At 34.6% G+C, this 21,485-nt stretch carries 25 protein-coding genes; 22 read left to right on the top strand and 3 right to left on the bottom strand.

Annotated elements, in window-relative coordinates; translation table 11 throughout:
• Positions 1–2: 2 nt before the first annotated feature.
• From infA to rplQ, 7 genes are all read left to right on the top strand, one after another.
• Entirely contained in the window at positions 3–218 is a 216-nt protein-coding gene (infA, locus tag OL225_RS14485) for a translation initiation factor IF-1 (RefSeq protein WP_034684855.1), read from the top strand.
• A 62-nt stretch (positions 219–280) separates the two neighbouring features.
• The gene (gene rpmJ, locus OL225_RS14480; RefSeq protein ID WP_007839480.1) at positions 281–397 is read left to right on the top strand and encodes a 50S ribosomal protein L36; all 117 of its coding nucleotides are present in this window, start codon (positions 281–283) and stop codon (positions 395–397) included.
• A gap of 9 nt (positions 398–406) precedes the next feature.
• Positions 407–784 carry a 30S ribosomal protein S13 gene (rpsM, locus tag OL225_RS14475; RefSeq protein ID WP_002983260.1) on the top strand — a complete coding sequence of 126 codons (378 nt, stop codon included), beginning with the start codon at positions 407–409 and terminating at the stop codon, positions 782–784.
• Positions 785–796: 12 nt separating this feature from the next.
• Complete coding sequence (gene rpsK, locus OL225_RS14470; RefSeq protein ID WP_047376581.1) at positions 797–1,186, top strand: 30S ribosomal protein S11; 390 nt, start codon at positions 797–799, stop codon at positions 1,184–1,186.
• A 19-nt stretch (positions 1,187–1,205) separates the two neighbouring features.
• A complete protein-coding gene (rpsD, locus tag OL225_RS14465) occupies positions 1,206–1,814 on the top strand; it encodes a 30S ribosomal protein S4 (protein ID WP_047096812.1) in 609 nt (202 codons plus the stop codon).
• A 33-nt stretch (positions 1,815–1,847) separates the two neighbouring features.
• Entirely contained in the window at positions 1,848–2,843 is a 996-nt protein-coding gene (locus OL225_RS14460) for a DNA-directed RNA polymerase subunit alpha (RefSeq protein WP_264518743.1), read from the top strand.
• 6 nt (positions 2,844–2,849) lie between these two features.
• The gene (gene rplQ / locus OL225_RS14455) at positions 2,850–3,386 is read left to right on the top strand and encodes a 50S ribosomal protein L17 (RefSeq protein WP_264518742.1); all 537 of its coding nucleotides are present in this window, start codon (positions 2,850–2,852) and stop codon (positions 3,384–3,386) included.
• 159 nt (positions 3,387–3,545) lie between these two features.
• Here the strand turns inward: rplQ and OL225_RS14450 are convergent, their stop codons facing one another.
• Positions 3,546–3,980 carry a hypothetical protein gene (locus OL225_RS14450; protein ID WP_264518741.1) on the bottom strand — a complete coding sequence of 145 codons (435 nt, stop codon included), beginning with the start codon at positions 3,978–3,980 and terminating at the stop codon, positions 3,546–3,548.
• 67 nt (positions 3,981–4,047) lie between these two features.
• On the opposite strand from OL225_RS14450, the gene OL225_RS14445 reads away from it, so the two are divergent.
• The 9 genes from OL225_RS14445 (at position 4,048) to OL225_RS14405 (ending at position 13,782) form a co-directional block, all read left to right on the top strand.
• Entirely contained in the window at positions 4,048–5,901 is a 1,854-nt protein-coding gene (locus OL225_RS14445; protein WP_264518740.1) for a glycoside hydrolase family 35 protein, read from the top strand.
• Positions 5,902–6,116: 215 nt separating this feature from the next.
• Positions 6,117–6,749, top strand: coding sequence for a response regulator (locus OL225_RS14440; RefSeq protein WP_264518739.1), 633 nt, complete (start codon positions 6,117–6,119; stop codon positions 6,747–6,749).
• Positions 6,750–6,755: 6 nt separating this feature from the next.
• Complete coding sequence (locus OL225_RS14435) at positions 6,756–7,580, top strand: hypothetical protein (RefSeq protein WP_047376586.1); 825 nt, start codon at positions 6,756–6,758, stop codon at positions 7,578–7,580.
• A 618-nt stretch (positions 7,581–8,198) separates the two neighbouring features.
• Positions 8,199–8,987, top strand: coding sequence for a sensor histidine kinase (locus tag OL225_RS14430; protein ID WP_047376588.1), 789 nt, complete (start codon positions 8,199–8,201; stop codon positions 8,985–8,987).
• Positions 8,988–9,056: 69 nt separating this feature from the next.
• Complete coding sequence (locus OL225_RS14425) at positions 9,057–9,386, top strand: hypothetical protein (RefSeq protein ID WP_264518738.1); 330 nt, start codon at positions 9,057–9,059, stop codon at positions 9,384–9,386.
• A 29-nt stretch (positions 9,387–9,415) separates the two neighbouring features.
• A complete protein-coding gene (locus OL225_RS14420; RefSeq protein ID WP_047376590.1) occupies positions 9,416–9,730 on the top strand; it encodes a hypothetical protein in 315 nt (104 codons plus the stop codon).
• 11 nt (positions 9,731–9,741) lie between these two features.
• Complete coding sequence (locus OL225_RS14415) at positions 9,742–10,890, top strand: hypothetical protein (protein WP_264518737.1); 1,149 nt, start codon at positions 9,742–9,744, stop codon at positions 10,888–10,890.
• A gap of 224 nt (positions 10,891–11,114) precedes the next feature.
• The gene (eno, locus tag OL225_RS14410) at positions 11,115–12,407 is read left to right on the top strand and encodes a phosphopyruvate hydratase (protein WP_047376592.1); all 1,293 of its coding nucleotides are present in this window, start codon (positions 11,115–11,117) and stop codon (positions 12,405–12,407) included.
• A gap of 88 nt (positions 12,408–12,495) precedes the next feature.
• Positions 12,496–13,782 (top strand): citrate synthase, encoded by a 1,287-nt coding sequence (locus tag OL225_RS14405; protein WP_264518736.1) that lies wholly within the window; start codon positions 12,496–12,498, stop codon positions 13,780–13,782.
• A gap of 49 nt (positions 13,783–13,831) precedes the next feature.
• Here OL225_RS14405 and OL225_RS14400 read toward each other — a convergent pair whose 3' ends face one another.
• Positions 13,832–14,650, bottom strand: coding sequence for an alpha/beta hydrolase (locus OL225_RS14400; RefSeq protein ID WP_047376593.1), 819 nt, complete (start codon positions 14,648–14,650; stop codon positions 13,832–13,834).
• A gap of 76 nt (positions 14,651–14,726) precedes the next feature.
• On the opposite strand from OL225_RS14400, the gene OL225_RS14395 reads away from it, so the two are divergent.
• The 3 genes from OL225_RS14395 to OL225_RS14385 all read left to right on the top strand — a co-directional run bounded on the left by OL225_RS14395 (position 14,727) and on the right by OL225_RS14385 (position 18,578).
• Complete coding sequence (locus OL225_RS14395; RefSeq protein ID WP_047376594.1) at positions 14,727–15,104, top strand: winged helix-turn-helix transcriptional regulator; 378 nt, start codon at positions 14,727–14,729, stop codon at positions 15,102–15,104.
• 157 nt (positions 15,105–15,261) lie between these two features.
• Complete coding sequence (locus OL225_RS14390) at positions 15,262–16,323, top strand: helix-turn-helix domain-containing protein (RefSeq protein ID WP_264518735.1); 1,062 nt, start codon at positions 15,262–15,264, stop codon at positions 16,321–16,323.
• 80 nt (positions 16,324–16,403) lie between these two features.
• Positions 16,404–18,578, top strand: coding sequence for a TonB-dependent receptor domain-containing protein (locus OL225_RS14385; protein ID WP_264518734.1), 2,175 nt, complete (start codon positions 16,404–16,406; stop codon positions 18,576–18,578).
• A gap of 36 nt (positions 18,579–18,614) precedes the next feature.
• Here OL225_RS14385 and OL225_RS14380 read toward each other — a convergent pair whose 3' ends face one another.
• Positions 18,615–18,779 (bottom strand): hypothetical protein, encoded by a 165-nt coding sequence (locus OL225_RS14380; RefSeq protein ID WP_156118387.1) that lies wholly within the window; start codon positions 18,777–18,779, stop codon positions 18,615–18,617.
• A gap of 290 nt (positions 18,780–19,069) precedes the next feature.
• On the opposite strand from OL225_RS14380, the gene OL225_RS14375 reads away from it, so the two are divergent.
• The 3 genes from OL225_RS14375 to ctlX all read left to right on the top strand — a co-directional run bounded on the left by OL225_RS14375 (position 19,070) and on the right by ctlX (position 21,478).
• The gene (locus OL225_RS14375) at positions 19,070–19,984 is read left to right on the top strand and encodes a dimethylarginine dimethylaminohydrolase family protein (protein WP_034694718.1); all 915 of its coding nucleotides are present in this window, start codon (positions 19,070–19,072) and stop codon (positions 19,982–19,984) included.
• A 106-nt stretch (positions 19,985–20,090) separates the two neighbouring features.
• On the top strand, positions 20,091–20,498 hold the full coding sequence (locus OL225_RS14370) for a four helix bundle protein (RefSeq protein ID WP_264518733.1): 408 nt from the start codon (positions 20,091–20,093) through the stop codon (positions 20,496–20,498).
• 56 nt (positions 20,499–20,554) lie between these two features.
• Positions 20,555–21,478 carry a citrulline utilization hydrolase CtlX gene (ctlX, locus tag OL225_RS14365; RefSeq protein WP_264518732.1) on the top strand — a complete coding sequence of 308 codons (924 nt, stop codon included), beginning with the start codon at positions 20,555–20,557 and terminating at the stop codon, positions 21,476–21,478.
• Positions 21,479–21,485: the final 7 nt, after the last annotated feature.

The raw sequence follows: 21,485 nt of genomic DNA, 5'->3' as shown, positions 1-21,485 counted from the left end.
TTATGGCAAAACAAAAACATATTGAACAAGATGGCGTTATAACGGAAGCACTTTCGAACGCTCAGTTCCGTGTAGAACTTGAAAATGGGCATATCCTTATCGCTCATATTTCTGGTAAAATGCGAATGCACTATATTAAACTTTTACCTGGTGATAAGGTAAAACTAGAAATGTCTCCCTATGATTTAACGAAAGGGAGGATCACATTTAGATATTAAAACAATTAGCCAAATGGAAAACACTTTCCATTTGGCATTTGTAAAAAATAAATACTATCAAAATGAAAGTAAGAGCATCAATTAAAAAAAGAAGCGCTGATTGCAAAATCGTACGCAGAAAAGGTGTACTATTCGTAATCAACAAGAAGAACCCAAAATTTAAACAAAGACAAGGCTAACATTAAATTATGGCGAGAATTGCAGGTATTGATTTACCAAAAAACAAAAGAGGTGTTATCGGTTTAACTTACATCTATGGAGTAGGAAGAAGTACTTCTTCTGAAATCCTTAAAGCTGCCGGTATCAGCGAAGACAAGAAAGTCAACGAATGGAATGACGATGAATTGGCTGCAATCAGAACATATATCTCTGAAAACGTTAAAGTAGAAGGAGAGTTAAGATCTGAAGTGCAATTGAACATCAAGAGATTGATGGACATAGGATGCCAACGAGGAATACGTCACAGACTAGGATTACCTTTAAGAGGCCAGAGAACGAAAAACAACTCTAGAACCCGTAAAGGAAAGAGAAAAACAGTTGCTAACAAGAAAAAGGCAAGTAAATAATCGTTAGGAATTATGGCAAAACAAAGTAAAGTAGTTAAAAAAAGAAAAGTAAAAGTTGAAGCTATTGGTGAAGCACATATTCAAGCTTCTTTCAATAACATCATCATTTCTTTAACAAATAAAAGTGGAGAGGTTATCTCTTGGGCATCTGCCGGTAAAATGGGATTCAGAGGTTCTAAAAAGAACACTCCTTTTGCTGCTCAAATGGCAGCTGAAAATTGCTCTGCTGTAGCTCACGAAGCTGGATTAAGAAGAGTAAAGGTGTTTGTGAAAGGTCCAGGTGCAGGTAGAGAATCTGCAATCAGATCTATTCACAATTCAGGAATTGAAGTTAGCGAAATCATTGATGTGACTCCAATGCCGCACAATGGATGTAGACCACCAAAAAGAAGAAGAGTTTAATTTTTAGAATTTACCCATTATGGCAAGATATATTGGACCTAAAACTAAGATTGCTAGAAAGTTTGGTGCTGCAATCTACGGAGATGATAAAAACTTCGAGAAAAGAAAAAACCAACCGCCAGGACAACATGGTCCTAATAAAAGAAGAGGTGCTAAAAAATCAGAATATGCAGTTCAGTTAGCTGAAAAACAAAAAGCTAAATATACTTACGGTATTTTAGAAAGACAGTTTGCTAATTTATTTGAAAAAGCACACAGAAGCAAAGGAGTAACAGGTGAAGTTCTATTACAACTTTGTGAATCAAGATTGGATAACGTAGTGTACAGATTAGGTTTTGCTAAAACTAGATCTGGTGCAAGACAATTAGTTTCTCACAGACACATCACTGTGAACGGAGAAATTCTTAATATCCCTTCTTACTTGGTAAAAGCTGGTGATGTAATCACTGTAAGAGAAAAGTCTAAGTCTCTTGAAGTTGTTACCAATGCATTGGCTTCTAAGTCAAACTATGAGTGGTTACAATTCAACGATGAGAAGAAAGAAGGTACTTTCATTTCTGCTCCTGAAAGAATCCAGATTCCGGAGGACATTAAGGAGAACCTTATCGTGGAACTTTACTCTAAATAATTTTTTAATCAAATTTTTGCTCAACCCAATAATATGGCAATTTTACAATTCATAAAACCCGATAAAGTAATTTTACTTAACTCTGATGAATTTAAAGGTCAATTCGAATTCAGACCTTTAGAACCAGGTTTCGGGCTTACAATCGGTAATGCTTTGAGAAGAGTGTTGCTTTCTTCTCTGGAAGGATACGCTATTTCATCTATCAAAATAGAAGGTGTAGAGCACGAATTTTCAACTATTCCAGGAGTAATCGAAGATGTTACCGAAATTATTCTTAACCTTAAGCAGGTAAGATTAAAAGCTGCAGCAGAAGGCCAGGCTAACGAGCAGGTTGTTGCTAAAGTTTCAGGTCAGACGGTTATTACTGCTGGTGATTTAGGAAAGTCTATCAATGGATTTGATGTTTTAAACCCAGATTTAGTGATTTGCAACCTAAACAGTGATGTAACTTTCGAAATTACTTTCAATATTGAAAAAGGTAGAGGGTATGTACCTTCTGAACAAAATAAGTCAAACAATGCTCCTGTAGGAACTATTGCTATCGACTCTATTTTTACGCCGATCAAGAAAGTACAATATAGCATTGAAAATTATCGTGTAGAGCAAAAAACAGACTACGAAAAACTTGTATTAGATATAGAAACTGATGGGTCTATCAGCCCTCAGAATGCTTTAACAGAAGCTTCTAAGATATTAATTTATCACTTCATGCTATTCTCTGATGAGAGAATCACGCTTGAAACGGAAGCTGTAAAAGCATCTATCCAATATGATGAAGAAACTCTTCACACAAGACAACTTCTTAAGTCTAAATTAGCAGATATGGATCTTTCAGTAAGAGCCCTTAACTGTCTAAAAGCAGCTGAAGTAGAAACTCTTGGAGAATTGGTTTCTTACAGTAAGTCTGATTTGATGAAATTCAGAAATTTTGGTAAAAAATCTTTGACAGAACTAGAAGAATTAGTGCATTCAAAAGGTCTTAACTTCGGTTTCGACGTTGCAAAATATAAGTTAGACGCTGATAAATAATTAATAATGAGACACGGTAAAAAATTCAATCACTTAGGAAGAACAGCTTCTCACAGAAGCGCTTTACTTTCTAATATGGCTTGTTCTCTAATTGAGCATAAAAGAATCAACACTACTGTAGCTAAAGCTAAAGCTTTAAGAGTATATGTTGAGCCTCTATTAACAAAAGCAAAAGAAGATACTACACACAACAGAAGAATAGTATTCTCTTACCTTCAAAATAAATTTGCGGTTGCTGAATTATTCAGAACTGTAGCTCCTAAAATCGCTGAAAGAAACGGTGGTTATACAAGAATCATTAAGACAGGTTTCAGACCAGGTGATGCTGCTGATATGGCTCTTATCGAATTAGTAGATTTCAACGAGCTTTACAACCCTAATGCTGAAGAGAAAAAAGCTACAAGAAGAAGCAGAAGATCAACTGCTGCACCTAAAAAAGCTGAAGCTGTAGTAGCTGAAGCTGTAGTAGCTGAAGCACCTGCAGTAGAAGAGAAAGTAGAAGAAGCTAAAGCTGACACTACTGAAGAAAAAACTGAAGAATAATATTCATTCAGATATATAAAAAAAACCATCCGGATTCCGGATGGTTTTTTTATTTATAATAATTTAAGCAATCATATTTTGTTGATAGAAATTATAGCTTAAAAAGATTTAAGATGTATAAAAATAAAATGTCCCTTTATATTGAGGGACATTGCTATCTTAGATTTTTGTTCTTTTCAATTCTATCAGATTATTACCCTGTTCAAGATGAAGGCTATCACCTTTTACCCTTGCTGTCATATCATCTTTCTTGTAAATCGTTTCATCACCTTTGGTTTCTGTCTTAGGTAATGTAAATGTTTTCTTGTTGCTGGTAATGGCTACTGTACTTTCTTTCGGATCGTTTTTGAATACTACTTTTACCAATGTTCCATCAGTAGCTTTATAAACAAAATCTGTTTTCTCAATTTTCTTTCCGTTGATGTCTACAGTAGAAGAACTTTGTGTTACCGAATCTATTTTTCCATTGTTGTCTGTAACTACAGTTTCTGAGCTGTCTGTTTTGATAATGCTTTTGTTTCCGCTTTCACTTTTTTTACAGCTGACTACAAATAGCACCGATACGGCACCTAATGCTAAAAGACCTTTTTTCATGATTATATTATTTGATATTCAATATGATTTTTATATTTTAATTTTTACAAAAATCATGCCTTACAATATGAGAAATTTTAGTCGTTATTTATGTATAATTCTTTTATTTTTCTCCTTGAATACCATGTTTTCTCAAAAAGGGAAATTTGAAATTAAAGATGGGAGTTTCTTCTTAAACGCTAAACCATTTACAGTATATTCAGGAGAAATGCACTATCCGAGAGTTCCATCAGAATATTGGAAACACAGATTGGAGATGATGAAAGCAATGGGCTTAAATACAGTTACTACTTATGTATTTTGGAATTATCATGAAGAATCTCCTGGGAAGTGGAATTTTTCGGGTGAAAAAAATTTACAAAAGTTTATAAAAACGGCACAGGAAGTAGGATTATATGTCATTATCCGCCCGGGGCCCTATGTGTGTGCTGAATGGGAATTTGGAGGTTATCCGTGGTGGCTGCAAAAAAATAAAGACCTTGAAATAAGAAGGGATAACCAAGCTTTTTTAGATGAATGCCGGAAATATATCAATCAGCTGGCAAAACAAATTGTACCGTTGCAGATCAATAATGGTGGTCCGGTAATTATGGTACAGGCAGAAAATGAATTTGGGTCTTATGTGGCTCAGAGAAAAGATATTCCTTTGGAAGAGCACAGAAAATACAGCCACAAGATAAAAGAGATGCTTTTGAAAAGCGGGATTTCAGTGCCGTTGTTTACCTCGGATGGGAGTTCACTTTTTAAAGGAGGCTCTATTGAAGGTGCCTTACCCACAGCAAATGGAGAAAGTGACATTGATATTCTAAAGAAAAGTATCAATGAATATAATGGAGGCAAGGGTCCTTATATGGTTGCTGAATACTATCCGGGATGGCTGGATCATTGGGCAGAACCTTTTGTGAAAGTTTCTACAGAAGAGGTGGTAAAGCAGACAAAACTCTATCTGGAAAATGGAGTCTCATTTAATTATTACATGATTCATGGTGGAACCAACTTCGGTTTTACAAGCGGTGCCAATTATGATAAAGACCATGACATACAACCGGATCTTACTAGCTATGACTATGATGCTCCTATCAGTGAAGCAGGATGGGCTACCCCCAAATATAATGCACTGAGAGAAGTTTTTCAAAAAATAAACAAAAGCAGACTTCCTGATGTTCCCAGGCCGATGAAAGTCATCACAATTCCCACCATTAAATTTTCAAAAGTAAATAGTCTTTTTGATTTTACTGATCGGCAAAAACCAATTATCAGTGACCAGCCACTCACCTTTGAAGATCTGAATATTGGCAGCGGATATATTCTCTACAGAAGAAATTTCGAAAAAGATCAGAAGGGAAAACTTGAGATAAAAGGATTACGTGATTATGCAAACATCTACATCAATGGGAAATGGAAAGGAGAGTTGAACAGGGTAAACAAAAAGTATGATCTGGATATTGAAATCAAATCCGGAGATCAGTTGGAAATTCTGGTTGAAAATATGGGCAGAATCAATTACGGGGCAGAGATTGTTCATAACCTAAAAGGGATTATCAGTCCTGTGAAAATTGATGGGGTTGAGATCTATGGAAACTGGGAAATGCTTCCTTTACCATTTAATACATTTCCTGAACATACTTTTAAAAATAAAAAAATTGAAGATCATTCACCCGTAATTCAGGAAGCAGAATTTACACTTGATGAAACGGGAGATACTTTTCTTGATATGAGGAAATTTGGAAAAGGAATTGTTTTCATCAATGGAAGAAATGCAGGCAGATACTGGAGTACTGCTGGGCCCCAACAAACCCTTTACATTCCTGGAGTATGGCTGAAGAAAGGAAAAAATCTGATTCAAATATTTGAACAAATAGAATTTCATAATACAATAAGCAGTATTGATTATCCTATTCTTGATTATATTGTGAAATGATAATTAATTTTAAATTATTTATTTGAATTGTTTTCTTTTTGTTTTAATTTATTATTAATAATTAACTTTATGTTGTTTTTAAATGAAAAATTGATTAAATTTATTAAAAACTAAAGACTGAAATCATCATTGCAAACTCAAAGATTAATATTACCCAAAGGTGTAATTGATTTCCATTTGTTTTCTGTTGAAATTTGCTACAAACAAACAAAGTCATGAGCATTTCCATTGCCATAGTAGAAGATGAAAAAAACTACAACAACGCGTTGAAGAAAGTCATCAATTATCAACAGGATATGAAGGTAATTGCTCAGTTCTTTGACGGAAATGATGCTATGCAAAATCTCCCCGCCATTTCGCCGGATGTTGTGATGATGGATATCCAGCTGCAGGATATGCTCGGAATCGAAATCATAGAAAAGCTGCGAAAAGAGATGCCCGATACACAATTTATCATGTGTACCAGTTTTGATGATGATGAAAAAATCTTTAATTCTTTAAAAGCCGGCGCTATGGGCTATCTTGTAAAAGGAGAAAGTATGGACAAAATTCTCTCTTCTATCCGCGATGTATACCAGGGCGGAGCTCCAATGAGTTTTTCCATTGCCCGAAGAGTGCTCAAACATTTTGAAAGAAAACTTCCGGAAATTAAAGGTTTTGATGAGCTTACTGAGCGTGAAAAGGAAATTCTCGAACTTCTTTCAGAAGGACTCCTTTACAAAGAAATTGCTGATAGAAAATGCATCAGCATTGATACGGTAAAAAAACACGTCGGAAGTATCTACAGAAAACTTCACGTCAACAATAAAGTGGAGGCTATTAATAAATTAAACCAATCAAAAAACTAAGAAACAATGGAAAAAGAATTGCATGATTTTAAATGTGCTCTGGAGGCTGCTATTATTGCGATGCAAAAGGAAGGAACGATTAAAGACTTCTATGAAATGAAGGAGTTTACGGAACGTGAGCAATGGATAAAGGATTATATTACAAAGAATGGGGTGGACTTTTTCGTAACCCATCCTATAGGCGATGATGAATTCTTAAAAAATAGAGCGTTGTTTGAGCAGAGGGCTCCTGATATTAGCCAGGAATTGTACATAGATTTTCAATTATTTGAAACCCTTGTTAGGGACCATTTGAATGAGGGGTATACAATAATGAAAATATCTTTTAGAGAACTTACAAATACTACAATTAGTGAATTTTCTAGGATGATGCCTGAAAATCAATTAGCACTAAAAAGTATAGAAGGATACTTATATGCAAGCCTTTCCTTCCATGAGGCATCAGATACAACTAAGTTGGATAAACATTATTTTGTTTTTAACCTGGATAGATTTTATGAGGTAGATGCATCCCAATTAGGAAGATTTGACAGTACGAATTTAGGGAGAACACTCACTAATGCATCCAACGACGCTTATGTAGCAAATTCTATACGCTATGAGTTGATTCTCGTAAAACAATATATTGATAGAATGCATATGTACCTGGAAGGATGTCTTAAAAAAAGTATTTCCAGACTTGACTTTATACCATGCATTGGAAGAAAAAAGACAGTAAGTTTTGGAGCAGGAAAACAGTCAATATATTTGGCAACTATGCCTTCAGATAATAATAAACAATTACTTAGTGCAGATTTCCCATATTATGATCAGGGAAGTTTAGAGCCATAAAATGCTTATTACAGCCTACTATATCATTTCTTTTATGGTGTTGATAAAAGGAATCATAGTTTTGAGAGGAAAAAAAATATCCTCTCAAGACTATTTTTTGTTATATCTCATCGTAAATTTTGTTGTAGATTTTTTTTCAGAAATTAATATTATTTCAACCAAATCAATTCAGTATAACTATTTGAATCTTTACAATAGCTTCTATTTTATCATTTTTTATTTTCGACACTTTAAAAATAGGAAGATAGCTGTTGTAATATCTACAATCGTCTTAATAGTAACAATATTGAATATTGAACTTTTTTATGTTGATAAATATAATTTGAATATTGCTATTACGTATTGTGTTATCAATATATTACAGGTATTGTATTGGTGCAGTTATAAATTAAATAATATTAATAAGTCGAAAATTACAGACGATCCCGTTTTTTGGATCTCAACCTCGATACTTTTATGGAGTTGTTTTTTTCTTTTCAGGATTATCCCCATGTATCTGCTGAATGAAATTGATAAGCCATTTCTAAAACTGCTGAAACAAATATTAAATGTAATCAATATTGTATGCGGTGGTTTATTTTATATTGCTTTACATAAATATAACTCAATGAATAAAAAATGAAGTCTTTACCTTCAGAAATAAAACTTATTTTTTTAATCGCATTACTTTTAGTGGTGCTTTTGGTTGCTTTTACAATTTTCATCGTATTAATGTACAACCGAAAACAGCTTTTATATCTGAAAGAACAACAGCTCAAAGAAGCCGAACACCAAAACCAGCTCCTGCAGAAAGAACTCGAAAAACAAAAAGTTCTCGAACTGGAACGCGAACGTATTTCCCACGATATGCATGACGATCTGGGGGCGGGAATCTCTGCCCTGAAACTTCAGGCAGAATTTCTGAAACAGAAAGCTACAGATGACGATTTGGAAAGCGACATTGATGAACTTTTGAAAACCTCTGAAGAAATGAATATTTCTATGCGGGAAATGCTTTGGAGCTTGAATTCTGGAAATGATACGTTGGGAAGCTTTATTGATTATGCAATATTGTATACCGGAAACTTTTTAAAGAAAACAAAAATAATATTGCTTTCAGAATGTGAAGATATCACTGCGGAAACTCCTGTTTCTACTGAAATGAGACGTAATCTTTTTCTCTGCTTAAAAGAAGCGGTGAATAATGTATACAAACACAGCCATGCTGATACATTGAAACTTTCATTTTCACAGAAAGAAAATAACTTTTCTATGAAAATATCAGATAACGGAATCGGTATTCAGGAGGACCTGCCAAAAGGAAATGGCCTCAGAAATATGAAAAGAAGAATGAATGAATTATCCGGTGAATGTCATATTTCATCTGAAAACCCCGGAACCTGCCTGGTTTTTAAAATAATAGTATAAAAATTACCCTTTTGTGTAATTGACAGGTATGTTTTTTAGAGGGAAATTTGATATATAAAATTAACAGCCATGAAAACTTTAATTAACGACAGTATTGGAGATTTGGAAGCTGCTTTAAAAAACAACACTGATCTTCAGGAGAAATTTAAAACCAATCCCATAGAAGCCTTAAGAAATGTGGAAATCCGGAATGGGAGAGGTACAGATTATTGGATCTATAGAATTATAGTCATTATGCTTGGTCTGGCAATTATTGGAATTATTGCAGGACTTATTCTAATTTCTGCATGGAGTGGTGGAGAACCCAAAGATAATCAGCTGGTAACTATTTTTGCTACCATTTCATCTGGAGCCATAGGAGCTTTAGCCGGGCTTTTATCTCCTACACCCAGAAAATAAATAATAATAACTTTAAAAAACTTGATATCATGAAAACTATAACATTAAATATTACAGTAACAGGTGGCACTTCAATTTTAGGAATTATCTATAAAATTTTTAAAAAAGGGAGTACAGAACCACTTTTTGAACAAACAGAAAAAGGAACTTTTTCTGAAGAATTTGAATTAGAAGAGGGAGCAGATTATGATCTTTATATAATTGGGTCGAATCCATTATCAGCAGATAGAAATACAAGAGTGAAAATTGATGGAGATATTGTCCTTAGTGAGGACTCTGATTTAAATCCAGCCAATAGAAAAGGGAATGGGTATTTATTGACGTATCATTTTAAAGTAAAGTAATAAAAGGAATCATGAAAACACTTATACATAAATTAGGGATTGTTCTGTTTTTCTTTAATGTATTATTGGTTTGTGCCCAGAATGGAGCCTTAACTAAAAATGATTTAAAATCAGATGATTTTTATAAAAAGATTGAAGAAACAAAATCGGGAAACTGGAAAGATGTATTGACTGATTATATGCAGGCTTCTTTTAAAGGATTAACAAGCGAAAACAAATCTTTTCAATTTAAAGCAAACATTTTTTCGTTGAGATCAAAAGTTGATAGTACTTTATTAATTGACTATAACTATGCAAGTAAACGAGAAACCTTTTATAGAAATTTTCAGATACAAATAGGATTAAACCTCGATAATGACTATAAATTTAAAGGATTTAATTATGGCTTCGATTGGGCAATCATTAACAAAAGAGATACAACTATAGCCAGTTTAGCCAGAGAAGAGTATGAATCCGGTAAATATTTTGCCAAATTAAGTTCTGCTTTAATTTTTGCCTTACAAAAATATAGAAATGTAGCAACTCCTGAAAACTATCAGAAAATTGAGAAATTAGCAAAGGCTTCTATTGAAAAACAGTATTACTTGCCAATAGATAACTTGCCGGAAGATTTTAAAAAGATATTGCTGGAAGAGCAAGATGGAATAGATGCTAAACAATTTTTAGATACTTTTCAAGATGAATTAGGGAAGTTAAAAAGGCGGCCTTTATTAACTGTAGGATTCCATAGTAATTTTCAAAAGGATTCTAAGTTCTTGGACGAGTTTGATGCCAATTTGGTTTATCTGCAAGGATTAAAATCTAAGAAGGGAAGTAAATTGGAAATAGACTTCCGGAATCAGTTTAAAGCAAAAGACAGTATCACAACTTCTGTTATAAAACGGAAAGAATTTTCGTCACAATTAGGACTAAATATTTCAATTTGGGAAACGAAGGAGAAATCTATTGTGGAACTTAAACCTAATTTTGAATATAAAAGAATTGTTTCAGGAATAATGACAGATGAAAAAAATGACCAGTTCTTAGCCAATGCAGATTTAAGAATAAGAATTTTAAAAAACCTTTGGATTCCGTTGATTTTAAAATATGACATTAAAAACAATAATCTTTTTGGTTTCTTAAATGTCAGTTTCAATTTTGATGCAATGAAAAAAGAATAGCGTAATAATTACTAAATAAAAACTCACCTTTTAAAATTTTAAGAGGTGAGTTTTTTTATCATTCTTTCCCTATTTTAAATCCTCAATCCAGCACAAAGAAATTGTGGAATTATCATAATATAAATTAACTAAAATTTAACTCGGATTTATTTCAAAAAAATCCCTCGAAATACCCCTGAAAGTTAAATTTTGATTAAATTTGTCTAAACTAAAAAAAATAAAAAATGAGTGCAATTTCTTATATAGAAGCAAGACAGATTTTAGATTCCAGAGGTAACCCTACCATCGAAGTAGATGTATTTACAGAAAGTGGGGCAATGGGCCGTGCTGCTGTGCCTTCAGGAGCATCTACAGGAGAACACGAAGCGGTAGAATTACGTGACGGTGGTTCAGAATATCAGGGAAAAGGAGTTCTGAAAGCTGTTGAAAATGTAAAAGAAGTAATTGCAGAGAATTTAGTTGGACAACCAGTTTTTGAACAAAACTATATCGATCAGATTATGATTGATCTTGACGGAACGGCTAACAAAGGAAATCTTGGTGCTAATGCTATTCTTGGTGTTTCTTTAGCCGTAGCAAGAGCTGCTGCTGCAGAATTGGGAATGCCACTTTATAAATATGTAGGAGGAGTAAACGCAAACACGCTTCCTGTTCCAATGATGAATGTAATCAATGGTGGATCTCACTCAGATGCTCCTATCGCATTCCAGGAATTTATGATCATGCCGGTAAAAGCAGATTCTTTCTCTCACGCATTGAGAAAAGGAACTGAAATTTTCCACAACCTGAAATCTATCCTTAAAGGAAGAGGTCTTTCTACAGCTGTAGGAGATGAAGGAGGTTTCGCACCTACTTTCAACGGAACTGAGGATGCTTTGGATACTTTACTTCAGGCGATCGAAAAAGCAGGGTACAAGCCTGGTGATGACATCATGCTGGCATTAGACTGTGCGGCTTCAGAATTCTACAAAGACGGAACTTACGATTACAGAAAATTTGAGGGAGATAAAGGAGCTCACAGATCAAGAGAAGAGCAGGTATCTTATCTTGCAGAATTGGCTGCTAAATATCCAATCATCTCTATCGAAGACGGTATGCAGGAAGATGACTGGGAAGGTTGGAAAATGTTAACTGATAAAATCGGTGACAGAGTACAGCTGGTAGGTGATGATTTATTCGTAACCAACGTAGACAGATTATCAAGAGGAGTAAAAGAAGGTATTGCAAACTCAATCCTTGTAAAAGTAAACCAGATTGGTTCTCTTTCTGAAACAATGGCTGCGGTACAAATGGCTCAGAACAACAAATTCACTTCAGTAATGTCTCACAGATCAGGAGAAACTGAAGATTCTACAATCGCTGATTTAGCAGTAGCAATGAACTGCGGACAGATCAAAACAGGTTCAGCTTCAAGATCAGACAGAATGGCAAAATACAACCAGTTGTTGAGAATCGAAGAAGCTTTAGGCGAAACTGCGATTTTCCCAGGATTGGAAGCTTTTAAAATCAAAAGATAATTAATTGAATTTATAAATAACGGCAAGCGAAATTTTTAGTTTGCCGTATTTTATGGAAAGTGGTATATTTAAAAAAAATAAATAAATAATGTCAGACAACAAAGTAATATTGAATTACGACGGTAATTCATATGAATATCCTATCGTGGATAGTACTATCGGAGACAGAGGGATTGATATTTCAAAATTAAGAGACCAGACAGGTTTGATCACTCTGGATTTAGGTTACAAAAATACAGGAGCTACCATTAGCGACATCACTTACTTAGACGGAGATAAAGGAGAATTATTCTACAGAGGTTATCCAATCGAGCAGATTGCTGAAAAATCTAACTTTACTGAAGTAATGTATCTTTTATTACATGGAGAATTACCTACTCAGGATCAGTTTACTTCATTCGACAATAATATTAAAAAATATAACTTCATCGCAGACGAAATGAAAAAAATCATTGATGTTTTTCCTCGTTCTGCTCACCCTATGGGAGTTTTATCTTCTATGACATCTGCTTTGACAGCTTTCAACCCAAAAGCAGTTAACGTAAACTCTAAAGAAGAAATGGATCATGCTGCAGAGCTTATGATCGCCAAGTTCTCTCACCTTTGTGCTTGGACTTACAGAAAAACTCAAGGTTTACCATTAAACCACGGGGATAACAACCTAAACTACGTAGAGAACTTCTACAAAATGGCATTCAGATTACCAAACGCTGATTTCGAAATCGATCCGGTAGTTGTAAATGCTTTAGATAAATTATTAATCCTTCACGCAGACCACGAACAAAACTGTTCTACTTCTACAGTAAGAATGGTAGGTTCTGCTCACACAGGTCTTTTCGCTTCTATCTCTGCTGGGGTATCTGCACTTTGGGGACCACTTCACGGTGGTGCTAACCAGGCGGTAATTGAAATGCTTGAACTGATCGAAAAAGATGGTGGTGACGTATCTAAATATGTTGCTAAAGCTAAAGATAAATCTGATAGCTTCCGTCTAATGGGATTCGGACACAGAGTTTACAAAAACTTCGACCCAAGAGCAAAAATCATCAAGAAAGCTGCTGATGATATCCTTAAAGCATTAGGAATTCAGGATAAAGCTCTTGATATTGCAATGCAGTTAGAAAGAGTAGCTCTTGAAGATGAATATTTCGTAGAAAGAAAGCTATATCCAAACGTAGACTTCTATTCAGGTATCATCTACAGAGCGTTAGGTATCCCTACAGAAATGTTTACAGTAATGTTTGCATTAGGAAGACTTCCGGGATGGATTTCTCAATGGAAAGAAATGAGACTGAAAGGAGACCCAATTGGAAGACCAAGACAGGTTTACCAAGGTGCTCAGGAAAGAAACTACATCGACATCGCAAGCAGATAATATTTGCTTATACCATAAAAGAAACCCAAAGCTTGCTTTGGGTTTCTTTTTATTTAAAATGTTGTCTGAAATAAATAAAGTGATACTCAATGGAGTTTTTCCAGTATTCTGTATTATGATTTCCCGGTTGAGAAATAAATGTAATGGGAATTTTCAGACTATCAGCAATATCTCTGATTTCAATGGTGGAAGGATAAAGTATATCTTCCGAACCACAATCTATTAAAATAGGATTTCCTTTATTATAGGTTTTCAAAAGTATTGAAATATTATACTGGCTCCATTCTTCCGGTGAACCTAATATTTTGTTCAGGTCATCAGTAATCCTTGTTGTATTGAAGAATTGCAAGCTTGCATTTCTGATGATATTGGGATCCAGAGAAAAAGCGCCACTTGTGCTTCCTGCAGTATTGAAATAATCCTGATGAAGCAAAAAATATCGGATAGCACCATATCCTCCCATACTCAACCCGCTGATGAAAATATTTTTTTTGTCAATATTGAAATTTTTATGAACCTTGGGAACCAGTTCCTTAAAAAAGAAATCTTCAGCTCTTGCCCCTTTATCATAAGGGCTGTTTATATACCATGTGGTAAACCCATCCGGGCAGACGATGATCATTTTGTATTGATCAGACAACTGCTGAAGATTAGTTGTTTGTGACCATTGACGATAATTTTGACTGTACCCGTGTAATAAATATACTAAGGGATATTTCTCTTTCTCGTTATAGGTTTTAGGTTTGAAAACAAATATCGTATCCGGTTTTGACATAAATTCGGATTTCAGAATCCACTTCTCCTGCGCTTTGAGCAGTTGTAGGCTTATTACAAGACCAATAATCAACAGGATGTTTTTTGTACTCATAATTTTGTAATTTTAATGTAAATTTCTGTAAGCTGTTCGTATATTACAATGACGAACAAAATTGTGAGTGATAATTATGAGAAAAGAAACTTCAACCAATGCGGCAAACGAACAGTTTTTGTTTGGTATTTGTGAACTGAATTCCGCAGTAAGTATCATCAGTGGACGTTGGAAGTCACAAATTATTTATTCGATATCGGAGGGAAATAACAGGTTTCACCTTTTAAAGAAAGAATTGCCTAATATTTCTGAACAGGTTCTGGGGAGACAGCTAAAGGAATTGGAAACCCATAAAATTATTATTAAAAAAGAAATTCCCGATACTACTCCTGCCGGAATTGAGTATGTACTCACAAACAAAGGACAAGACGTTATCCCGATTTTGAAAAACTTATGTGAATGGGGTAAAGAATATGCAGATGGAAAAGAGATATTAATCTGCAATATTTCTTAGAAAAAAATATATATTGATGAAATTGGATTCAATAATTTATTAATTTTACTTTTATGAAATTATTGGGAGCTCAAAGCCGAATGATTGAATAATCAGGCATTATAAGAAGCTGCAGTATTACTATCCCATTGTATAAAAAATAAATAACTGGATTATCATGACTTTCGGACAACAGATGTTATTTTTCTTCAGTGCAGTAGGAGCATTCAATGGACTTCTGCTGGGCATTTATCTGCTGTTTGTTAAAAAACTGAAATACCTCCCCGATTTTTTTCTAGGGCTTCTTCTCTTAATGCTAAGCTCAAGGGTAGGAATTTCTGTATGTATTTATTTTTATCCTGATCTGCCCAGAATTGTTCCGCATTTAGGACTATCTGCACTATTTTTCACCGGACCAGCTTTATATTATTACGTGAAATCTTCCTTTAAACAAGATCAGTTTGACTGGAAGAACTGTCAGAAATGGTTTGGAATGTTAACCCTTATTTTAGGAGTAGTAGGGTTATTATATCTGATCTTCCCCATTACATGGGATCACTATTTTGGTACTTTTATTTATACCGTTTGGTCCGCATTTGTGTTTCTTGCGGTCTATCAGTATTATATTTTCGTTAAACAGAATCATAAAAGTCCAAACAAATTTGTTCTTCCGGTTCTGGTGAGTAATGTGATTATCTTTTTAACGTATCAATTGATTTCTACAGGTTGGGTACAAATCTATTGTGCAGGTGGAAGTCTTGTGTTCTCGTTTGTGCTATATGCCAACTTTTTGATTTTATTTAATAAAAAATATCAGCAGCTTCCGGTAAAAGAAACAGAAAAATATTCCAATAAAAAGATTCCCGGAGAACAGGTGGATAGTTTTGTATCAAAATTAGAAAGGTTAATGGATACGGAAGAACTCTATAAAAATCCAAATTTAAAATTGAGCGATCTTGCTTCAAGAATGAATATGTCAGCCCATCAGCTTTCCCAATTGCTGAATGATAATTTGGGGAAAAGTTTTGCGACCTGCATCAATGAATACAGGATCAATGAAGCCTGCGAAAAAATAGAAAATGGTTCCTATCTGAAAATTGAAGAGATCGGGTATGAAGTCGGATTTAATTCCAAGTCAACTTTCTTTTCAACCTTCAAGAAAATTAAAAATACAACCCCTCTTTTATATAAGCAGTCTCAAAGCCTTACTGAGCCAAGGTTTCAGAGTTCAAATTTATAATTCAGTACTGCGGAATTTCAATTTCAAAACCATACTGTTGCAGCAAGCCAATACTTTTGATTTCATAAAATTTAATATTTATGATTATCAAATTGTGGCTCTTGTTACTCCTGTTGTTTCTCTCAATTTTTGGTAAGGCACAGGAAATTGTAAAAAGCAACGTTTCGGATTCTCTGACTCAAGCAAAATCTTCCACCACGAATATTTCAGAAGTCATTCTTCAATCAGCTCCACGAAGGATGAAACTGAATAATGGAAACCTGGTTGTCTCTGTTGCCGGAAACAAAGACTTTAAAACCTCTATCCATCTTCTTGATGTTTTAAGAAAAACACCTGGTGTCACAGTAGATCAGGAAGACGGAATTTTTATTGGCGGAAGAATTGCTCCGGCTGTTCTTATTGATGGAAAACCTGTTGTGATGAGTAATCAGGAGCTGCAGGCCTATTTACGGTCTTTATCACCTGAAATGGTAGAATCTGTGGAAGTAAATACCAATCCTTCTTCAAAATATGATGCAGAATTTAAAGGAATTATTGATATTAAATTAAAAAAGAATACCAGTCTCGGCTGGAAAGCCAGCTATAATGGTAATGTGTATATTAATAAATTCAACTACAGGGAAAATACATTCAATACATCTTATCATACGGGAAAAGTGACATACAGCCTTCAGACAGGCTATAATGAAGGTATTTCAGCCTATAGTTATCAGGCTTTGCAGCGGCTGGCAAATACCAATATTATGCGTACCCATACCTATCAGGAGGATTTCGGGAAGGTCTACAATATTCAGATGGGAGCTGATTTCAGGCTGAATGATACAAACAGACTAGGGATTAATCTGAGAGGTAACTTCAGGAACAATGACCGTGCCCGAAACGGATCACTTTTTACTACCGATAAAAGTGAAACCCAAACAGTATTGAATACAGTCAGTGAAAATCCCACCTATTATTTACAGAATAATTATGGAATCACCACCGATTATTCTTTTCAAAGTAAAGGATTTAAACTCAGTTTTTTAGGAAACTATCTTTCAGTTAAAAACAAACAGAATGATGATTTTATCAATAAAGATCAGGCTACAGCAAATCTTCTTTCTTATTGGAAATCTGACTTGATTAATAAAATAAATATCTATACTGCTCAGATAGATGTTTCTCAGAAAATGGATAATGCAGATCTTGAGGCGGGAGTGAAATACAGCAATTCAGACACCCAAAACAATATCAGGTATGATACATTGTCTGCCGGAAACCGGTTTGTCTTTGATCCTACGAGAAGTAATGTGTTTTCATATAAAGAAAAAATTTTGGCAGGCTATCTGGCATACAGGCAGAAAATGGGAAACTTACAGATCAATGCAGGCCTAAGATTTGAAAATACAAACAGTATTTCCAATGCAATTACTGTAGATTCTGTTGTTGCAAGAAAGTATCTGAAATGGCTGCCATCATTAAGTGCAAATTATACTTTTAACAAGTCCAGCGAACTTTCCCTTTCTTACAGTAGAAAAATAACAAGACCGGTTTTCTCACAGCTTAATCCGTTCCGGTTTTATTTCAGTCCGTTAAATTACTGGATTGGAAATCCTTATTTGCTTCCTTCCTTTACAAGCCAGATCAAAGCTACCTATCGCTATAAAAACTGGATCACAAGTTTTACAGTCGGAAAAGAAAAAGACGTTATGACACGTTATCCCTTATACAATCCTGAAACGAATGTATTAGAATATCTGGGAACGAATCTTCCTTACCGGAACTTTGCTGTTTTGGAAACCAGTTTTCCAATCAGAATTACAAAATGGTGGAATCTCACCAGTCAGATCACAGGATATTATAATTATGAATTCAGACCCTATCTGGATGAGGTTTTTGCATTGAATATCTATAATTATGAAGTGAGATTGAATCAGGTATTTTCACTTCCAAAAGGATTTACCGCGAATATATTTGCCGGTTATGAATCAAAAATGGGAAACAGTCTTTACATTATCAAGCCAAGGTATACCATAGATGTATCAGTTCAAAAGTCATGGTTTGATAATAAACTGAACACTAAAATAGGCTTTAATAATCTGCTGGATTCCTACGAACAACAATTGGAATTCCGGCACAAACAGATTATGGATAATCGCTTGACCCATTGGTGGGATAGCAGCAGACTTGTATTTTCGCTCAGTTATAATCTAGGAAGTTCAAAATATCAGGTAAAGGAAACCCAGAAAACAGAAGAAGAGAACAGAACGAGATAAGAAAACCTGCTTGAAAAAGCAGGTTTTCATTTTTTATTATGGACATTGGCATCTGTCGCATGTCCAGATATAGCATTTTCCTGTGTCATCCCATTCGCAGCATCTTCTGCCTGTTGAAATTGGTGCACCTCCCATTACGGATTTTTGTTGCTCTCTTCCTAATTTTTGTGCGTTTTTCAGCACCGGATTGTTCTTGTTCATAACTTTGATTTTTGGTGTTAATAGTTAAGTTTTATGGTTTATAATTTCGCGAAAATTATATCACTAATATAGGAAATTAAATAATATAATTATCTGTTTTTTTGTTCTTATGTAGATGGAAAATAGTAAGTTGTAGATGTTTTTGGAGCTATTCACTGCAATTGGCTGAACAGACAAGGAAATTTTGTTGAAGAGTGTTGATTTTAGAAATCAAATTTACTACATAAAATAATCCAAAAGTTTTATAGGTAGAGACCTTTACTTATATTTGTAGTATTGCATAAATCTTTATGAGACTAAATATTAAAAACGAAACGGGGAGGCTGAAGTCAGTAGTTTTAGGCCAGCCTAATTCACTGGGAGCAGTTCCTACACTAGAGGAAAGTTATGACGCAAAGTCATATTACTCAATCGAACACAACATTTATCCTAAAGAAGAGGATATTATCAATGAAATGAATGCTTTTGAAGCAGTTCTGAAAAAGTATGACGTTGAAGTACTGCGCCCAAGTATCATCAAAGATTACAACCAGGTTTTTTCCAGAGATGTAGCCTTTGTGATTGATGACAAGATGATTATATCTAATGTGATTGCAGACAGAGCAGACGAACAGGAAGCATACAAAAGCGTTTTTGAGAAAGTAGCATGGAGAAAGATTATCAACCTTCCGGAAACAGCACATATTGAAGGAGGAGATGTTATCGTATGGAATGATTTTATTTTTATCGGAACCTGCTTCAGCGAAGATTACAGAAACTATAAGACGGCAAGAACAAATGAGTATGCCATTGAAATCTTAAAAGAATATTTTCCAAAGAAAAGAATCATTGACCTGGAACTGAAGAAAAACGATAAAGTTCCGTTTGAAGGCATTTTGCATTTGGACTGTACATTTAATCCGGTAGGAGAAGACAAATGTATCATTTATAAAAACGGATTCGTAGATGAAAGCGACTACCGCTTAATCATCGATATTTTCGGAGAAGAAAACTGTTTTCATATCAATGATGAAGAAATGTTTGAAATGTTCCCTAATATCTTCTCTATTTCTCCTGATGTAGTAGTTTCAGATAAAGCATTCACCAGAATGAATGACCATTTGAGAAACGAGTGGGGAATGACCGTTGAAGAAATTCCTTACAGAGAAATATCCAAAATGGGTGGTTTGTTGAGATGCTCTACAATGCCGCTTGTGAGAGAATAATTGGGTGGGAGAGTTTTAGGGTTTGAGAGTGAAGGCGTTTTAGGGTCTGAGAGTTAGAGTGTTGGTGTATTTGAATATTTTTTTAATTTTAAATAAATAGTAGTGTATGTCAACGATTAAATTTCATCAGGACTTAAAAGTTTTTCAAAAATCATTTGAAGCTGCACAGCTGATTTATGAACTCTCAAAATCTTTTCCAAAGGAAGAACTTTATTCACTTACAGATCAGATAAGAAGATCATCAAGATCTGTAACGGCAAATATTAGTGAGGCTTGGGGAAAAAGAAAATATGAAAAATCCTTTATTGCTAAGCTTACAGATTCGGAGGGAGAAGCAAGAGAAACCCAAACATGGCTTCAATTTGCTTTTGCCTGCCATTATAGGAATGACGAGCAATACAATAATTTGCACAACAAGTATAACCAAATAATAGGGATGTTAGTTAATATGATGAGCCAGTCAGAAAAGTGGTGTTCATTTTCTTCAGTGAATAAAGAAGAGAATAATTTGTAAAATGCTGTTCAGCCTCTCCAACTCTCATACACTAACACCCTCAAACTTATAAAAAAATGCAAACAACAGATACAGTATTAATGATAGAGCCGATTGCATTCGGTTACAACGCTGAAACAGCAAAAAATAATTACTTTCAGGTAGAACAGACAGGATTGGATATCCAGTCAAAAGCCTTGGCAGAGTTCAATACCTTTGTCGGAAAGCTGAGAGGAAAAGGAATCAATGTGATCACCATAAAGGACACACTGGATCCTCATACTCCGGATTCTATTTTCCCGAATAACTGGGTGAGTTTCCATAAAGACGGGAAGGTGGTTTTATATCCGATGTTCGCTTCCAACAGAAGAGTAGAAAGAAGGGAAGATATTATTGAAAGTATCAAAGATCAGGGCTTTGAAGTTGCTGAAATTGATGACTGGTCTTTTCCTGAAACTCAGGGACATTTTCTGGAAGGAACAGGAAGCATGATTTTCGATCACGATAACAAAATTGCTTACGGTTCTGTTTCTTTGAGACTGGATGAAAAACTGTTCAGAGAATTCTGTTCAAAATACGGATTCACCCCCGTTGTTTTCCATTCTTTCCAGACAGTTGGAACAGAAAGACTTCCTATCTATCACACCAATGTAATGATGTGTGTAGCAGATCAGTTTGTAGTAATCTGTCTGGACTGTATTGATGATGAACTGGAAAGAGAAAAAGTAATAGAAACCATTAAAGGTTCCGGTAAAGAAATCATCGAAATTTCAGAAGACCAGATGCAGCAGTTTGCAGGAAATATGCTTCAGGTTCAGAACAAAGAAGGTGAGAAATTCCTGGTGATGAGCCAGACAGCTTATCAGTCTTTATCTTCTGAACAGGTAGCTGCGATTGAAAAATACTGCGAAATTATCTATTCAGACCTGAATACCATTGAAGTAAATGGTGGAGGAAGCGCAAGATGTATGCTTGCTGAGGTTTTTCTTCCAAAAAAATAATATATTT

The organism is Chryseobacterium viscerum, from assembly GCF_025949665.1.
GTDB classification, from domain to species: Bacteria; Bacteroidota; Bacteroidia; order Flavobacteriales; family Weeksellaceae; genus Chryseobacterium; species Chryseobacterium viscerum_A.
This window is presented reverse-complemented; position numbering and strand designations above follow the sequence as displayed.

Excerpts from the sequence above, each read along its gene's own strand:
- infA (WP_034684855.1), top strand. The coding sequence starts at position 3 with ATGGCAAAACAAAAACATATTGAACAAGATGGCGTTATAACGGAAGCA.
- OL225_RS14450 (WP_264518741.1), bottom strand. The coding sequence starts at position 3,980 with ATGAAAAAAGGTCTTTTAGCATTAGGTGCCGTATCGGTGCTATTTGTA.
- ctlX (WP_264518732.1), top strand. The coding sequence starts at position 20,555 with ATGCAAACAACAGATACAGTATTAATGATAGAGCCGATTGCATTCGGT.
- rpsD (WP_047096812.1), top strand. The coding sequence starts at position 1,206 with ATGGCAAGATATATTGGACCTAAAACTAAGATTGCTAGAAAGTTTGGT.
- OL225_RS14380 (WP_156118387.1), bottom strand. The coding sequence starts at position 18,779 with ATGAACAAGAACAATCCGGTGCTGAAAAACGCACAAAAATTAGGAAGA.
- OL225_RS14385 (WP_264518734.1), top strand. The coding sequence starts at position 16,404 with ATGATTATCAAATTGTGGCTCTTGTTACTCCTGTTGTTTCTCTCAATT.
- OL225_RS14370 (WP_264518733.1), top strand. The coding sequence starts at position 20,091 with ATGTCAACGATTAAATTTCATCAGGACTTAAAAGTTTTTCAAAAATCA.
- OL225_RS14390 (WP_264518735.1), top strand. The coding sequence starts at position 15,262 with ATGACTTTCGGACAACAGATGTTATTTTTCTTCAGTGCAGTAGGAGCA.
- OL225_RS14375 (WP_034694718.1), top strand. The coding sequence starts at position 19,070 with ATGAGACTAAATATTAAAAACGAAACGGGGAGGCTGAAGTCAGTAGTT.
- rpsK (WP_047376581.1), top strand. The coding sequence starts at position 797 with ATGGCAAAACAAAGTAAAGTAGTTAAAAAAAGAAAAGTAAAAGTTGAA.
- OL225_RS14460 (WP_264518743.1), top strand. The coding sequence starts at position 1,848 with ATGGCAATTTTACAATTCATAAAACCCGATAAAGTAATTTTACTTAAC.
- OL225_RS14395 (WP_047376594.1), top strand. The coding sequence starts at position 14,727 with ATGAGAAAAGAAACTTCAACCAATGCGGCAAACGAACAGTTTTTGTTT.
- rpsM (WP_002983260.1), top strand. The coding sequence starts at position 407 with ATGGCGAGAATTGCAGGTATTGATTTACCAAAAAACAAAAGAGGTGTT.
- OL225_RS14420 (WP_047376590.1), top strand. The coding sequence starts at position 9,416 with ATGAAAACTATAACATTAAATATTACAGTAACAGGTGGCACTTCAATT.
- OL225_RS14405 (WP_264518736.1), top strand. The coding sequence starts at position 12,496 with ATGTCAGACAACAAAGTAATATTGAATTACGACGGTAATTCATATGAA.
- OL225_RS14445 (WP_264518740.1), top strand. The coding sequence starts at position 4,048 with ATGAGAAATTTTAGTCGTTATTTATGTATAATTCTTTTATTTTTCTCC.
- OL225_RS14415 (WP_264518737.1), top strand. The coding sequence starts at position 9,742 with ATGAAAACACTTATACATAAATTAGGGATTGTTCTGTTTTTCTTTAAT.
- OL225_RS14435 (WP_047376586.1), top strand. The coding sequence starts at position 6,756 with ATGGAAAAAGAATTGCATGATTTTAAATGTGCTCTGGAGGCTGCTATT.
- OL225_RS14400 (WP_047376593.1), bottom strand. The coding sequence starts at position 14,650 with ATGAGTACAAAAAACATCCTGTTGATTATTGGTCTTGTAATAAGCCTA.
- OL225_RS14425 (WP_264518738.1), top strand. The coding sequence starts at position 9,057 with ATGAAAACTTTAATTAACGACAGTATTGGAGATTTGGAAGCTGCTTTA.
- eno (WP_047376592.1), top strand. The coding sequence starts at position 11,115 with ATGAGTGCAATTTCTTATATAGAAGCAAGACAGATTTTAGATTCCAGA.
- rpmJ (WP_007839480.1), top strand. The coding sequence starts at position 281 with ATGAAAGTAAGAGCATCAATTAAAAAAAGAAGCGCTGATTGCAAAATC.
- rplQ (WP_264518742.1), top strand. The coding sequence starts at position 2,850 with ATGAGACACGGTAAAAAATTCAATCACTTAGGAAGAACAGCTTCTCAC.
- OL225_RS14440 (WP_264518739.1), top strand. The coding sequence starts at position 6,117 with ATGAGCATTTCCATTGCCATAGTAGAAGATGAAAAAAACTACAACAAC.
- OL225_RS14430 (WP_047376588.1), top strand. The coding sequence starts at position 8,199 with ATGAAGTCTTTACCTTCAGAAATAAAACTTATTTTTTTAATCGCATTA.